The organism is Paractinoplanes polyasparticus (genome assembly GCF_019710575.1).
Classification (GTDB): domain Bacteria; phylum Actinomycetota; class Actinomycetes; order Mycobacteriales; family Micromonosporaceae; genus Actinoplanes; species Actinoplanes polyasparticus.
In genome coordinates this window covers 21,123-34,640 of the sequence record NZ_JAHWFK010000035.1, presented here as the reverse complement: position 1 = coordinate 34,640, position 13,518 = coordinate 21,123, and the positions used below count along the sequence as shown (strand labels likewise).

Below are 13,518 nucleotides of genomic sequence, written 5' to 3'. Positions count from 1 at the left end.
GGAAAGAAGCCGACAAAAGTCGACCCCGGCGTTCATCCGATCCCGCTCGCGGCACGTAGTTGGGGGATGGGCAGAGACCGGCCGAACGCCGACCGCTGCCCGGCAACAACCTGAAGCAGGGGGCATTCCCCACGGATGCCGGCGTCCCACCGCCCACGGGACGTCACCGCTGCGGAGAACGAGGAGTCAATGGCCAGGACGAAGAACAACGAGCGATCCGCCAATCGTGTGGCCGTCGATGTCGGAGCTACCGGGAAAGGCGCGCCCTCCCGGGGCGCAGTGGCGGTTCTTGCCGTGAGCGTGATCGCGGCCCTCTGGGCGGTCGCGATGCTGACCAGGCCGGGCCGGGTCGGCTACGTCTACGTTTTCTATTACGCCGAGTACTACATGGGCGTGATCACGCTCGTGTCGCTCTCCACCACGATCATGATCGGCCTGATCTCCACCGACCGGCTGGTCCTCTCGATCCGGCAGCGGGTGCTCCTGCAGTCGGCGCACCGCACCACCGGTGTGATCGCCGTGACCGCCCTGTTCCTGCACGTCTGGATGAAGGTCGTCGAGAAGCACGCCTCGGTCATCGACGTGTTCATCCCGTTCCTCCACGAGGGCCAGAACAAGGTGTGGGTCGGCTTCGGCACGATCTCGGGCTGGGTCATGGTGCTGGTCATGTGGACCGGCATCGCGCGCTCCCGGTTCGTCGGCCGCGGCAGCCCCTGGATGTGGCGTGGCATCCACGCCATCTCGTACCTGATCTGGCCGATCGCCCTGATGCACGGCCTCAGCGCCGGCCGGCCCGCCGCGACCTGGGTCGTCGTCAGCTACATCGTCTGCGTGCTCGGTGTGCTCGTCGGTCTGGCCGTGCGCCTGTCGGTCTCGCTCAACCGCCGCAAGGACTTCTCCTCGACCGCCGCGTCGGGTGGCCTGAAGCCGGTCGGCTCGCTGGTGCCCACCACCTCGCCGGCGTTGAAGCGCCCGAGCCGCCGCGACCGGCCGGCCCCGGTCGAGCCCCAGACGCTCGGCCCGGTCGCCGTCGTCGACAGCTTCCGCCCGGCCGTCAACCCGGTCACGGCCCCGCCCCTGGCCCCGCCGCCGATGGACGAGGACCTGGTCGCGCCCCGCCAGCGCCGAGCCCGCGCCGACGAGATGTACGACGAGCCCACCGGCATGATGCCGCAGTACGACGAGGACCGTCCGCGCCGCGGCCGCCGGGTCGAGGAAGAGATCGAGTACGACGAGCCGCGCGGCCGCCGCTACCCGGGCGAGGACACGAGCGCCCGCATGCGCCGCCTCGAGCTGGAAGACACCGGCGCCCGCCTGCGCCGCCCCGAGCTGGAGGACACCGGCGCCCGCCTGCGCCGCCCCGAGCTGGAGGACACCGGCGCCCGGATGCGCCGCCCCGGTCCCGACGAGACGGGTACGCGCATGCGCCTCGACGACACCGGCACGCGCATGCGCGTGGACGACACCGGCACGCGCATGCGCCGCCCCGGCCCCGACGAGACCGGCACCCGGATGCGTCGCGACGAGCTCGAGAACACCGGAACCCGGATGCGCCGTGACGACTACGAGGAGCCGGCCCCGCGCCGCCGCCGCTACGCCGAGGAGGAGGAACCCGCGCCGCGCTCGCGCCGCCGGGGCGACATGCCGCTCTCCGAGGAGCCGCCCCGCAGCGGCCGTGACGAGTACGACGAGGTGCCCCGCCAGCGCGGCGGCCGGTACGCCGACGCCCGCTACTCCGACGACTACGAGGTCGCCCCGCCCGGCCGCCGGGGTGACGACTCGGGACGGCACAGCCGGGCCGGATTCGTCGACGGCGACGGTTACGTCGAGGCCGACGATTCGCCGACCCTGGTCGACATGGCCCCGCGCCGGCGCGGCCGGGACGAGCCCTCCCGCGTCGACGCCGGCCGGGCGGGCCGCCGCGGTGGACGCGGGCGGGACGACGACGCGACCGAGGACGGTTACTGGTCGCAGCTGCGAGGGGAAGCGAATTGAGCGCGTCGCAGGTTCCCCCGGTCACCTCGATCGGCACTCCGCGGATCACGGCGGGCTTCGACGAGTACGGCCGTCTCGACCTGATCGCCCACCAGGAGGTGCACGGCGGCTTCGCGGCCCTGTCCTCCGGCGAGCTGATCGGCCTGGCCGACCGCATCGAACTGCGCGGCCGCGGCGGCGCGGGCTTCCCGTTCGCCCGCAAGGTGCGCGCCGTGCTCGACTCGTGTCGCCGGCAGGAGCTCCCGCCGGTCATCGTGGTCAACGCGACCGAGGGTGAGCCCCCGTCCTGGAAGGACAAGGCGGTGCTCACCCGGGCCCCCCACCTGATCCTCGACGGCGCCGCGCTGGCCGCGGCCGCGCTCGACGCCGAGGAGATCGTCATCGGCATCGCCGACGACGGCATCGGTCAGAGCTCGATCACCGCGGCCCTGGCCGAGCGGCGCATGCCGTGCCCGACCCGGATCGTCACCGTGCCCCACCGGTTCATCAGCGGCGAGGGCGGTGCCCTGGTCCGGGGCATCAACGGCGAGGCGCACATCCCGCCCGGCCGCAAGGTGCGTTCCAGCGACAACGGCGTGATGGGGCTGCCCACCCTGCTCTCCAACGCCGAGACGTACTCGCAGCTGGCGATCGCGGCCCGGCTCGGCCCGTGGGAGTACAACGCGGTCGGCATCCCCGAGGAGCCGGGCACGGTCATGCTGACCGTGGGCGGCTCGGCCAGCAACCCGGCCGTGGTCGAGGCGCCGACCGGCACCCCGCTCATGGATGTGCTGAACATGTGCGGCGCCGACATCGGCCCCGGCCTGCTGGTCGGCGGCTACCACGGCAAGTGGATCACCGCTGAGGCCGCGCAGACCGTCACCATCTCGCGCAAGGGCTTCGCCGCGGTCGGCGGCACGCTCGGCGCCGGCATGCTGATCCCGATCGGCTCGAAGACCTGCGCGCTGGGCGAGGTCTCCCAGGTCGTGCAGTACCTGGCGGGCGAGTCGGCCGGCCAGTGCGGCCCGTGCCGGCTCGGCCTGCCCGACCTGGCCCGGGCGGTCACCCTGGTCTCGCTCGGCGGCAACGCGGTCGAGAACGTGCGCCAGGCGGCCGGTGTGGTCAAGGGCCGTGGCGCGTGCAGCCACCCCGACGGCACGGCCCGGTTCGCCCTGTCGGCGCTCGAGGTCTTCGCCCGGGAGGTCGAGGCCCACACCAACGGCGAGGGCTGCGGCAAGAGCGTCAAGGGCATCCTCCCGCTGCCGTACACGGCCGAACAGGGCGCGCGGCGGCTCGCGGTCGACTGGTCGCGCTGCGACGGGCACGGCCTGTGCTCGGCGGTCGCCCCCGAAATCATCCGGCTCGACGCGAACGGCTTCCCGGCGTTCCCGCAGACGCCGCTGCCGCCGTGGCTCGAGAACGGCGCCCGCAAGGCCGTCAACGTCTGCCCGGCGCTGGCCCTGCGACTGACCGAAGAGGTCACCAAGTGAGGCGGCGGGCGCTGCTGGCCGCGACGGCGGGTGTGCTGCTCACCGCCGCCTGCGGCAGTGAACCGGAGGAGGCGGCCTTCGTCGAGCCGCCTCCCTCGACCGCGGCCGCGCCCGCTCCATCCGTCTCTGCTTCGTCCGGCGCTACGCAGGCGCCGCCCGTCACCGTCCCCGCCACGCTGAAGTTCAGCGGCAAGACGCTGGACGGCAAGCCCTTCGACGCCACGACCCTGGCCGGCAAGCCCACCATCCTGTGGTTCTGGGCTCCCTGGTGCGCCACCTGCGCCAGTGAGGCGCAGAGCGTCCGCGACCTGCAGGACGAGTTCGGCAGCCGGCTCAACTTCCTGGGCATCGCCGGCATGGGCGGCAACCGGGACATGCACCAGTTCGTCAAGGATCTCGAGGTCGGCAACGTGACGCACCTCGACGACCAGGCCGGCCGGATCTGGAAGAAATTCAAGATCACCGAGCAGAGCCTGTACGTCGTTCTGGACCGCGCCGGCACGGTCGTGACCACGGGCTACCTCGACGACCTGCAGCTCACCTCGCAGGTGAAGTCGCTGGTCGCCTGACGTGGGTGGCGAGCTGCTGCTGGCGCTGACCGCCGGCATGCTCGGCGCGGTCAACCCGTGCGGCTTCGCCCTGCTCCCGGCCTACCTGTCGGTGCTGGTCGCGGCGGAACCGGGCCGCACGGGCGCCGCCGTCCGGCGCGCGCTCCGGGCCGGTGTGCTCCTGGCTTTCGGGTACGCCCTGGTCTTCGGTGCATTCGGACTCGTGCTCACCCCGATAGCCGGCGCGTTGCAGCCCCGTCTGCCCTGGCTGACCGTCGTGCTCGGGGTGGGACTGGCCGCGCTGGGTGTCTGGCTCCTCGCCGGGCGGTCGCTGCCGTCTCCGACCGTACGGGCGCCTGTTCTGACCGGGTCCACCGGTTCGACGGTGCTCTTCGGGATGGCCTACGCCGTGGCGTCGCTCGGCTGCGCGGTCGGCCCGTTCCTCGCCCTCGTGGTGTCGAGCCTGCGGGCCGGGTCGATCGGCTCGGGGGTCGCGCTCTTCCTCGCGTACGCCGGGGGAATGGCCCTGGTCGTCAGCGCGACCGCCGTGGCCGTGGCCCTCGTGCGCGTGTCGGTGATCGGCCGGATGCGCCGGCTGATCACCGTGGTGCCGCGCCTCGGTGGAGCCGTGCTCGTGGTCAGCGGCCTCTACGTGGCCTACTACGGCTGGTACGAGCTGCGCCTGGCCGGCAACCTGCGCCTGGCCGGCACCGACCCGGTGATCAACGCGGCCGCCGAGGTGCAACGCCGGCTGAGCTCCACGGTCTCGGCCGCAGGCGCCTGGCCGTTCCTGGCTGTCGTGGCCGCAGCGGTGTTGCTGGTCCTGCTCACGAAGAGGCGGCCGCTCGCCACCGAACAAGTTGAGGTCCCGACCGGCGCGAAACGATGAAGCACCTGCGAGTAGGCCCATTTGCAAATGTGCCGCCCGGCGCTCAGGCACAAGCGATCAGCTGCCCGCGGAGTGGGCGTCGGCAAGGGCCTCGCCGAAGAGCCGTCCGGCGAGTTCCACGCAGCGCATCCGGGCAGGCGAGAAATCGTAAGGCATCTTGGTGATCGCTGTGGCGGCGCTCATCTCTCTGCCCTCCTCCCTCAGGCCGGCGTCGTAGATCTCGAAGATCCTCTCCTCGGCCGCGTCGAGACCAGCCGCCTCGATGGCCTGATTCAGGGCCATCTGGTGAGCGCATCGCTGTACGGCGAGCTCTTCGACGCGCGGGTCGTCGGGTTCGACGCCGTCGTCGAGGGCGGCCTCGGCCGCCTCGAGACGGTCCTCCTCGGCCCGCAGGTCGGGGTGGGTGGCCAGCACGATGAACGTGCCGGCCTGGATGGCGGCGCCCAGCGGCCCGAAGATCCGTTCCGTGACCAGCAGGGCGTCCAGATCGGAGGGGCGCAACGCGCCCGGGGGCAGGTGGCTGAGCCGGTCCGTGACCAGTTCGGAGAGCAGCCCCAGCGGGCTGCCCACCGCCTGCAGGCGCTGGACAGCGGCGCGCCGACGTTTGATGGCGGCCTCCTGCACGGCCAAGGTTTCCTCCAGCCTGCTCAGGACCGACTCGATGTCCGGGGCTTGGTCCAGGGCTTCGTCTCCAGCTTCGTCCCGGTCCTCGCCGAAGGCGGCCCGCATGTCGTCCAGGCTGATACCGGCATCAGCCATCTTGCGGATCCACAGGAGGCGGGTCATGTCGTCATAGCCGTAGCGGCGGCGGCCGTCCCCGCCGCGCTCGGGCTCCGGCAGCAGACCGATCTCGTGGTAGTGGCGGATGGCGCGTGGGGTGATCCCGGCGAACGCAGCGGCATCACCGATCTTGACCTGCCGGGGAGGTCTGAGGGAGGGGTACATCGCAGACTGAGCCTTTCGTGCTGTGGTGCCTCGACCCCACCACATGCCGCTACGGCATGTGCAACAAACCCATCCAGGCGCCACCGCAGCCAGGTTCGGTGGTGTCTGCAGGGGATCCTGTTCGTGCTGCACACCGGGACTTCAAGCCACCGGAACACGAAGAAGCGGCCCGCGTCATGCGGGCCGCTTCCTCTGCGAAAGGGTCAGGTTCTCGGGCTCCGAGCCGGCGGTGGGCGACCTGCCGGCTCGGAACGACCGGGCGTCAGACGGCCGGCGGGTACGGGGAAGTGGCGAAGGCGTGCTTCTCCGAGGGCATCAGGATCCAGAGGATCGGGTAGACGAGGATCTGGCTGCCCGGGATGGCCAGCAGGACCACGACGAAGAGCAGGCGGGCCAGCCACGGGTCGATCCCGAAGCGGCGGGCCAGTCCTGCGACGACACCGGCGATGAGCCGGCCCTCGCGCGGCCGGGTGAGGCCCTGGCGGGACATGCTGTCGTGCACGGTGTTCATGGCGTCTCTCTCATTCCTTCTGGCTCGTTCGGCCTGATGTATCCATGGTCGTCCGCGCGGCCGCCTCGCGGCATCGGGATCTGCCCTGGCCCGACCCTGATCCGCCGACCCTGAGAAAAAACTTGCTAGAGAGTTCTTTCTAAAGCATTCTCTAGGAATGACCGACCCGCAGAAGTTGAAGGTCACCGACCCCCGCACCTTGCGGGCGTACGCGCACCCGCTGCGCGTCCGGCTGATCGGGCTGTTGCGCTCCGAGGGTCCGATGACAGCCACCCAGGCGGCGGCCGCCCTCGACGACAACGTGCCCAACTGCTCGTTCCACCTGCGCCAGCTGGCCAAGTACGGCTTCGTCGAGCGGGTGCCGGGCGCCGACGCCCGCGAGCGGCCCTGGTCGGCGACGGCTCGCACCACCGCGTGGGACGACGACAGCGACGACCCAGCCATGCGCGCCGCCGCCGACCAGCTCAACAGCGTGCTGCTCGGACTGTTCACCCAGCGCGCCCAGGATTACCTCGCGGTGCGGGCCGACGAGCCCACCGAGTGGCGGGCGGTGGCGGGGTTCGGTGACGCGCTGGTCCACGTGACCCCGGCCGAGCTGCTCGAGCTCCTCGAGCACATGGACGCGCTGACCGCCCGGTTCAGCGAGCGGGCCACCGACCCCACCACCCGGCCCCCGGGCTCGCGCCCGGTCGAGCTCATCCAGATGGCGATTCCGCGCGGCCCGGCGCCGGCCACCGACACCGCCGTCCCACCGGGCTCAGCGTCGCCCGAGGGTGGTGCGCAGCGATGAGCGCGCCGGTGACGGCGGACCCGGCGGCGGGCCGGTCCGGGCCGGTTCGGCTGCTGCGCGAGGTGGCGTTCCGGCGGTACTGGTCGGCGCAGACGGTGTCGCTGCTCGGCGATCAGATCACGCTCATCGCCCTGCCGCTGCTCGCCGTGGTCGCCCTCGGCGCCGGACCGGCCCAGATGGGCTACCTGACCGCCGCGGCTCTGCTGCCGAACCTGTTCCTGTCGTTGCCGGCCGGGGGCTGGGCCGACCGGCAGCCCGAGAAGCGCCGGATCATGATCGGCGCGGATCTGAGCCGGGCCGTGCTGCTGCTGGCCGTCCCCGCGCTCTGGTGGGCCGATGTGCTCACCCTGCCGGTGCTCTACCTGATCGCGTTCCTGGTCGGCACGTTTTCGCTGCTGTTCGAGGTGGCGCACGCCAGCCTGTTCGCCTCGCTGGTCCGGTGGGCCGACTACGTCGACGCCAACACCCTGCTCAACGGCAGCCGCGCCGCCTCGTTCGTGGCCGGGCCGAGCCTCGGCGGCCTGCTCGTGCAGTGGCTGTCGGCGGCGTTCGCACTGGTCGCCGACGCTTTCACCTATCTGGCGTCGGCACTGTTCCTGGCCCGGGTGCGCGTCCCGGAGGCCCCGGTCGAGACCGGCGACGAGCTCAGAGGCATGACGGCGGGCATACGGTACGTCGCCGGTTCCGCCGTCCTGCGGGCCGTGCTGCTCGGCGCCACCACGCTCAACCTGTTCAACTACATCTTCGCCGCGCTGTTCGTGCTCTATGCCACCACCGGCCTGCACCTCTCGGCCGGCACCCTCGGCCTGATCATCGGCCTGGGCTCGATCGGCGGCCTGCTCGGGGCGGCGCTGGCGGGCCCGCTGAGCCGCCGCATCGGGATCGGTCCCTCGGTGATCCTGGGCTTCCTGCTCTTCCCGGCCCCGTTGATCCTGATCCCGTGGGTGTCCGGCCCGCACTGGCTGATCTTCCTGGCCCTGGTGACCGCGGAATTCCTGGCCGCCATGGGCGTGATGATCCTCGACATCACCGTCGGCTCCGCCCAGACCGCTGCCACGCCGCCCTCGATGCTGGCCGTGGTGTCCGGCCTCCAACGCACCGTCAACTACGGCATCCGCCCGATCGGCGCCCTGCTCGGCGGCGCGCTGGGCGCCACCATCGGCGTACGCCCCTCGCTGTGGATCGCGACCGTCGGCGCCTTGCTCGGCGCGCTCTGGATCTGGTTCTCGCCGTTGCGCACCATGCACGACCTGCCCGAGATCAGCCCTCGGTGATGTCGGCGACGATGACCGTCACGTTGTCGGGGGCGCCGTTCTCGAGCGTGCGGTGCACCAGTTCGGCCGCGGCCGTCTTGCGGTCGGCGTTGGTCAGCAGGGTCTCGGCGATCACGCTGTCTTCCACGTAGTCGGAGAGGCCGTCGCTGCACAACAGGAAGCGGTCGCCGGGGCGGACCGGGATCATGCGGCCCGCGGGGCGGAACGGGCCGCCCTGCACGGCCTGGGTGACCAGGGCGCGTTGCGGGTGCCGGCGGGCGTCGGCCGCGCTCAGGACGCCCTGGTCGACCAGCGCCTGCACGTAGGTGTCGTCCCGGGTCAGCTGGGTCAGCTCGCCGTCGCGTACGAGATAGCAGCGCGAGTCGCCCACGTTGAGCGCCGCCACCCGGTCGTCGGCGAGCAGGATCGCCGTGACCGTCGTGCCCATGCCGTCACGGGCGTCGTCGTCGGCCACCGCCGCCTCGATCCGGCCGTTCGCGGTCTCGAGCGCGGCGATCAGGTCTTGCAGGGGCTCGCCGGTGTCGGGCATCGAGTCGACGACGCTCAGCGACTGCACGAGGATGTCGCTGGCCAGCTCGCCGGCGGGCAGGCCGCCCATGCCGTCCGCCACCACCAGCAGCCTGTTTCCGACGAAGACCGCGTCCTCGTTGTTGGACCGCACGAGGCCCTGATCGGTGGCGGCGACCGCCCGGACAACAAGCGTCATGTGACAAGACTGCCAAAGCCTCGATCAGATGTCTCTAGTACCTCCTGCGTAGTGCGTACGGGAGTTTGTGTTAGTGCGGCGCCCGGCGCTGTGAACTGGGCAAACGCGAAGGGCCGAAAAACCGGTCGCCACACCTGCGAGCTACAGAAGGGGCCCGTCGGGACACGGAGTGCCGCCGTCGGTGACAATCGTCGTCGTGACGACAGCCATTCATCAGCGCATCGCGTCCGAACTCGGCGTCCGGGACGGCCAGGTCACCGCCGCGGTCGATCTGCTCGACGGCGGGGCCACGGTGCCGTTCATCGCTCGTTACCGCAAGGAGGTGACCGGCGCCCTCGACGACACCCAGTTGCGCACGCTCGAGGAGCGGCTGGGTTACCTGCGGGAGCTCGAGGACAGACGCGCCGCCGTGCTGGAGTCGATCCGCTCGCAGGGCAAGCTCGACGACGCGCTGGAACAGGCGATCCTGGCCGCCGACTCCAAGGCCCGCCTGGAGGACATCTACCTTCCGTACAAGCCCAAGCGGCGTACGCGGGCCCAGATCGCCCGTGAGGCCGGCCTCGAGCCCCTGGCCGACCAGTTGCTCAACGACCCCACGCTCGACCCGAAGGCGACGGCCGCCGCGTTCACCACCGAAGAGGTGGCCGACGTGCAGGCTGCCCTCGACGGCGCCCGGGCGATCCTGATCGAGCGCTTCGCCGAGGACGCCGACCTGATCGGCGAGCTGCGCGAACGCATGTGGACCAGGGGCCGGCTGGTGGCCAAGGTGCGCGAGGGGAAGGAGACCGAGGGCGCGAAGTTCGCCGACTACTTCGACTTCGCCGAGCCGTACGCAAAGCTGCCCTCGCACCGCATCCTGGCCATGTTCAGGGGCGAGAAGGAGGACGTGCTCGACCTGACGATGGAGCCCGAGCCCGAGGACGAGTCCACCTTCGAGCCGCGCATCGCCGCCCGCAACAACATCGCCGACCACGGCCGGGCGGGCGACCGCTGGCTGCTCGACACGGTGCGCTGGGCCTGGCGGACCAGGGTCCTCATCCACCTCGGGGCCGACCTTCGCGTACGGCTGTGGCAGGCGGCCGAGGACGAAGCGGTCCGGGTCTTCGCGGCCAACCTGCGCGACCTTCTGCTCGCCGCGCCCGCGGGAACCCGGGCCACCATGGGCCTCGACCCCGGATTCCGTACGGGCGTGAAGGTGGCCGTGGTCGACGCGACCGGCAAGGTCGTCGCGACCGACGTGATCTACCCGCATGTCCCGCAGAACAAGTGGGACGAATCGATCCACCGGCTCGCGGCCCTGGCCAGCAAGCACAACGTCGACCTGATCGCGATCGGCAACGGCACCGCCTCGCGCGAGACCGACAAGCTCGCCGGCGACCTGATCAAGCGCCACCCCGAGGCCAAGCTGACCAAGGTGATGGTCTCGGAGGCCGGGGCGTCGGTGTACTCCGCTTCCGCGTACGCGGCCCAGGAGCTGCCCGGCATGGACGTGTCGCTGCGCGGGGCCGTCTCGATCGCCCGCCGCCTGCAGGACCCCCTCGCGGAGCTGGTGAAGATCGACCCGCGCTCGATCGGCGTCGGCCAGTACCAGCACGACCTGTCCGAGTCCAAGCTGTCCAAGTCGCTCGACGCCGTCGTGGAAGACTGTGTGAACGCGGTCGGCGTGGACGTCAACACCGCGTCGGCGCCGCTGCTCTCCCGGGTCTCCGGCATCGGCGCGGGCCTGGCCGAGAACATCGTGCTGCACCGCGACTCGAACGGGCCGTTCAAGAACCGCAGCGAGATCAAGAAGGTCGCCCGGCTCGGCCCCAAGGCGTTCGAGCAGTGCGCCGGCTTCCTCCGCATCCCGGACGGCGACGACCCGCTCGACTCGTCCGCGGTGCACCCGGAGTCGTATCCGGTGGTCCGCACGATCCTGGCTTCGGCGGGAACCGACATCAAGTCGCTGATCGGCAACAGCCCGCTGCTGAAGGCGCTGCGGCCCGAGCAGTTCGTCAGCGACACGGTCGGCGTCCTCACCGTCACCGACATCCTGCGTGAGCTGGACAAGCCGGGCCGCGACCCGCGCCCCGGCTTCACCACGGCCACCTTCGCCGAGGGAGTCGAGAAGATCGGCCACCTCAAGCCGGGCATGGTGCTCGAGGGCGTGGTCACCAACGTGGCCGCGTTCGGCGCGTTCGTCGACATCGGCGTCCACCAGGACGGGCTCGTGCACGTGTCGGCGCTGTCGAACACCTTCGTCAAGGACCCGCGCGAGGTCGTGAAGTCGGGCGACGTGGTCAAGGTGCGCGTGGTCGAGGTCGACGAGGCGCGCAAGCGGATCTCGCTGACCATGCGGCTGACCGACGAGCCGTCCCGCAAGCCGCGCGACGACCGCCCCAAGCAGGGCGGCGGCCAGGGCGGCCAGGGTCAGGGGCGCCCCCGGCAGCAGGGCGGCCAGCCGCGTCAGGGCGGGCAACCCCGTCAGGGCGGCGGTCAGCGGCAGCAGAAGCAGCAGTCGCCGGCCAGCTTCAACGGCGGGGCGATGGCCGACGCGCTGCGCCGCGCGGGCCTGTCGAAGGACTGATCGGGATCAGCGGGGGCCGGGCCGGCCCGGTTCCCGCACCTCGATGTGGTCGAAGGCGACCTCGGCCGACCCGGAGTCGGGTGTGTCGCGGTCGAGGAAGACGCCCAGCAGCACCCGGTTGCCGGTGATCTCGGCGTCGCCCAGCGGCGCCTCGCCCAGCGCCACCCCGTCGCGGGACACAGTCACCACGTCGCCGGCCACGTGCAGGCCGATGCGCACCGGCGGGCCACCCACCTGGATCGGGTTGTCGAGCGGCAGCGTACGGGTCACGCTGACCTCGGCGCTCTGGTGCGTGCCGACGAAGATGTTGTCCTGGCAGATGCGGACGAGGTGACCGCCGCGGGGCAGCTTGAAGTGGTACCAGATCGCCGCGCACGCCCCGTCGCTGACCAGCCGGACGCCGACGTCGATGCTGAGGTCGTCGGGCAGCGTGTCCTGCGGGCCGCGGCACTTGTAGAGCGGCTTCCCGTCGATCCGGACGTGCAGCTCGCCGCCGGTGAACACGCACGACGACTTGCCGTCGGGCTCGGTCTTGGCGAGCCACAACCGGTTCCGGTCGAGATCGTCGGCGAGCAGCAACGGGCCCGCGGGCGGCGCCGACGGCAGCGGCGACGCGGTCGACGGGACGGGCTCGCCCGGGCCGGCCACCTGGTCGGCGGGCGAGCCGAAGACCAGCATCATCGTGCCCGCGATCACGGCCATCACCAGCAGCGCGATCGCGGCCGGCAGGAACCAGCGGCGGCCACGGCTCTCCTGATCCGGCTCGACCATGCCCGGCACGGCCGACACCGGCACGGTCGGCCCCTCGGGCGTGGGCGGCTCGCCGGAGGCGGGCGGCTCGCCGGGCGCAGGCGCCGTCAGCAGGCCGGTCACCGACTGGGCCTGATTGGCGGCGGCGCGCAGGTCGGGCTGACCGGCCAGGGCGGCGGCGGTGGCAGCGGGCCGGGACGGGCCGGCCACCAGCATGTCGAGCAGTTCGCGGGCGGAGGGCCGGTCGGCCGGGTCCTTGCTCAGGGCGGACGAGACCAGCTCGCGCAACGGACCACCCAGGCCGGACAGATCCGGCTGCTGCGTGAGGATGCGCCCGGCCGTGGCCAGCGGCGAGTCGCCCCCGAACGGGGTGCGCCCGGTGCCGGCGTACATGACCACGCCGCCCCACGCGAAGATGTCGGCCGCGGCGGTCAGCGGCACGTCGGCGTCCCCGAACCGCTCGGGCGCCATGTAGGCCACGGTGCCCATCATGAACTCGGGCGCGGTGTTGCCGGTGGCGGTGCCCCCGACGGCCCGCGCAATGCCGAAATCGATCACCTTGGGCGTGCCCGGCGCGAGCAACACGTTGCGCGGCTTGAGATCGCGGTGGATCACACCGGCGCCGTGGATCGCGGTGAGCGCGGTCGCCACGCCGATCGCGACACTGTGGAGGTTGGCCGCGGTGAGCGGGCCGCGCTCGTCGACCACCTGCGCCAGCGTCGGCCCGTCGACGTACTCGACGACGAGGTAGGGGTGTTCCGCGTCGGGGTCGGCGTCCAGCACCTCGGCCGTGCAGAACGGGGGCACCTGCCGGGCGCGCGCCACCTCGCTGCGGAACCGCCGGCGGAACTCGTCGTCCGGCGACAGGTCGGCCCGCACCACCTTGACCGCGACCTGCGCCCCCGCAGCCGTCCTCGCCAGGTAGACGGTGCCCATGCCGCCCTCGCCGAGCCGGCCGACAAGCTCGTACGAGCCCAGCCGGGCCGGATCGTGCGGACGCAGTGGCTCCGGACGCATGACCGCCCCCAGTCCCGGAGAAATCAGAAGCCGTCACTGTATCGGGTGGTGTCTCGGC

The 13,518-nt window shown here is 71.8% G+C and carries 11 protein-coding genes; 7 read left to right on the top strand and 4 right to left on the bottom strand.

From position 1 onward, the window contains the following. Positions 1-294: 294 nt before the first annotated feature. The 4 genes from KXC43_RS32210 to KXC43_RS32195 are packed head-to-tail and all read left to right on the top strand — an operon-like array spanning position 295 to position 4,901. A complete protein-coding gene (locus tag KXC43_RS32210; RefSeq protein WP_308129353.1) occupies positions 295-1,995 on the top strand; it encodes a translation initiation factor III in 1,701 nt (566 codons plus the stop codon). Next, a complete protein-coding gene (locus tag KXC43_RS32205) occupies positions 1,992-3,464 on the top strand; it encodes an NADH-quinone oxidoreductase subunit NuoF family protein (protein WP_221379971.1) in 1,473 nt (490 codons plus the stop codon). Before KXC43_RS32210 ends, KXC43_RS32205 begins: the two co-directional genes overlap by 4 nt. Next, entirely contained in the window at positions 3,461-4,033 is a 573-nt protein-coding gene (locus KXC43_RS32200; RefSeq protein WP_308129352.1) for a TlpA family protein disulfide reductase, read from the top strand. The genes KXC43_RS32205 and KXC43_RS32200 overlap by 4 nt, the downstream gene beginning before the upstream one ends. A gap of 37 nt (positions 4,034-4,070) precedes the next feature. Beyond that, the gene (locus KXC43_RS32195) at positions 4,071-4,901 is read left to right on the top strand and encodes a cytochrome c biogenesis CcdA family protein (protein ID WP_255645227.1); all 831 of its coding nucleotides are present in this window, start codon (positions 4,071-4,073) and stop codon (positions 4,899-4,901) included. A gap of 57 nt (positions 4,902-4,958) precedes the next feature. Here the strand turns inward: KXC43_RS32195 and KXC43_RS32190 are convergent, their stop codons facing one another. Then, on the bottom strand, positions 4,959-5,846 hold the full coding sequence (locus KXC43_RS32190) for a MerR family transcriptional regulator (RefSeq protein ID WP_221379969.1): 888 nt from the start codon (positions 5,844-5,846) through the stop codon (positions 4,959-4,961). 262 nt (positions 5,847-6,108) lie between these two features. Further along, complete coding sequence (locus KXC43_RS32185) at positions 6,109-6,357, bottom strand: PspC domain-containing protein (RefSeq protein WP_221379968.1); 249 nt, start codon at positions 6,355-6,357, stop codon at positions 6,109-6,111. A 157-nt stretch (positions 6,358-6,514) separates the two neighbouring features. On the opposite strand from KXC43_RS32185, the gene KXC43_RS32180 reads away from it, so the two are divergent. Next, the gene (locus KXC43_RS32180) at positions 6,515-7,147 is read left to right on the top strand and encodes a winged helix-turn-helix domain-containing protein (RefSeq protein ID WP_221379967.1); all 633 of its coding nucleotides are present in this window, start codon (positions 6,515-6,517) and stop codon (positions 7,145-7,147) included. Next, complete coding sequence (locus KXC43_RS32175; RefSeq protein WP_221379966.1) at positions 7,144-8,421, top strand: MFS transporter; 1,278 nt, start codon at positions 7,144-7,146, stop codon at positions 8,419-8,421. Before KXC43_RS32180 ends, KXC43_RS32175 begins: the two co-directional genes overlap by 4 nt. On the opposite strand, the gene KXC43_RS32170 is transcribed toward KXC43_RS32175, so the two are convergent. Continuing rightward, positions 8,408-9,127: a PP2C family protein-serine/threonine phosphatase gene (locus KXC43_RS32170; RefSeq protein ID WP_221379965.1), complete on the bottom strand. Its 720-nt coding sequence runs from the start codon at positions 9,125-9,127 to the stop codon at positions 8,408-8,410. The genes KXC43_RS32175 and KXC43_RS32170 overlap by 14 nt on opposite strands. A 196-nt stretch (positions 9,128-9,323) precedes the next feature. Here KXC43_RS32170 and KXC43_RS32165 point away from each other — a divergent pair, with 196 nt between their 5' ends. Then, entirely contained in the window at positions 9,324-11,693 is a 2,370-nt protein-coding gene (locus tag KXC43_RS32165; protein WP_221379964.1) for a Tex family protein, read from the top strand. Positions 11,694-11,699: 6 nt separating this feature from the next. Here KXC43_RS32165 and KXC43_RS32160 read toward each other — a convergent pair whose 3' ends face one another. Further along, positions 11,700-13,460 carry a serine/threonine protein kinase gene (locus KXC43_RS32160; RefSeq protein ID WP_221379963.1) on the bottom strand — a complete coding sequence of 587 codons (1,761 nt, stop codon included), beginning with the start codon at positions 13,458-13,460 and terminating at the stop codon, positions 11,700-11,702. Between the last annotated feature and the right edge of the window lie 58 nt (positions 13,461-13,518).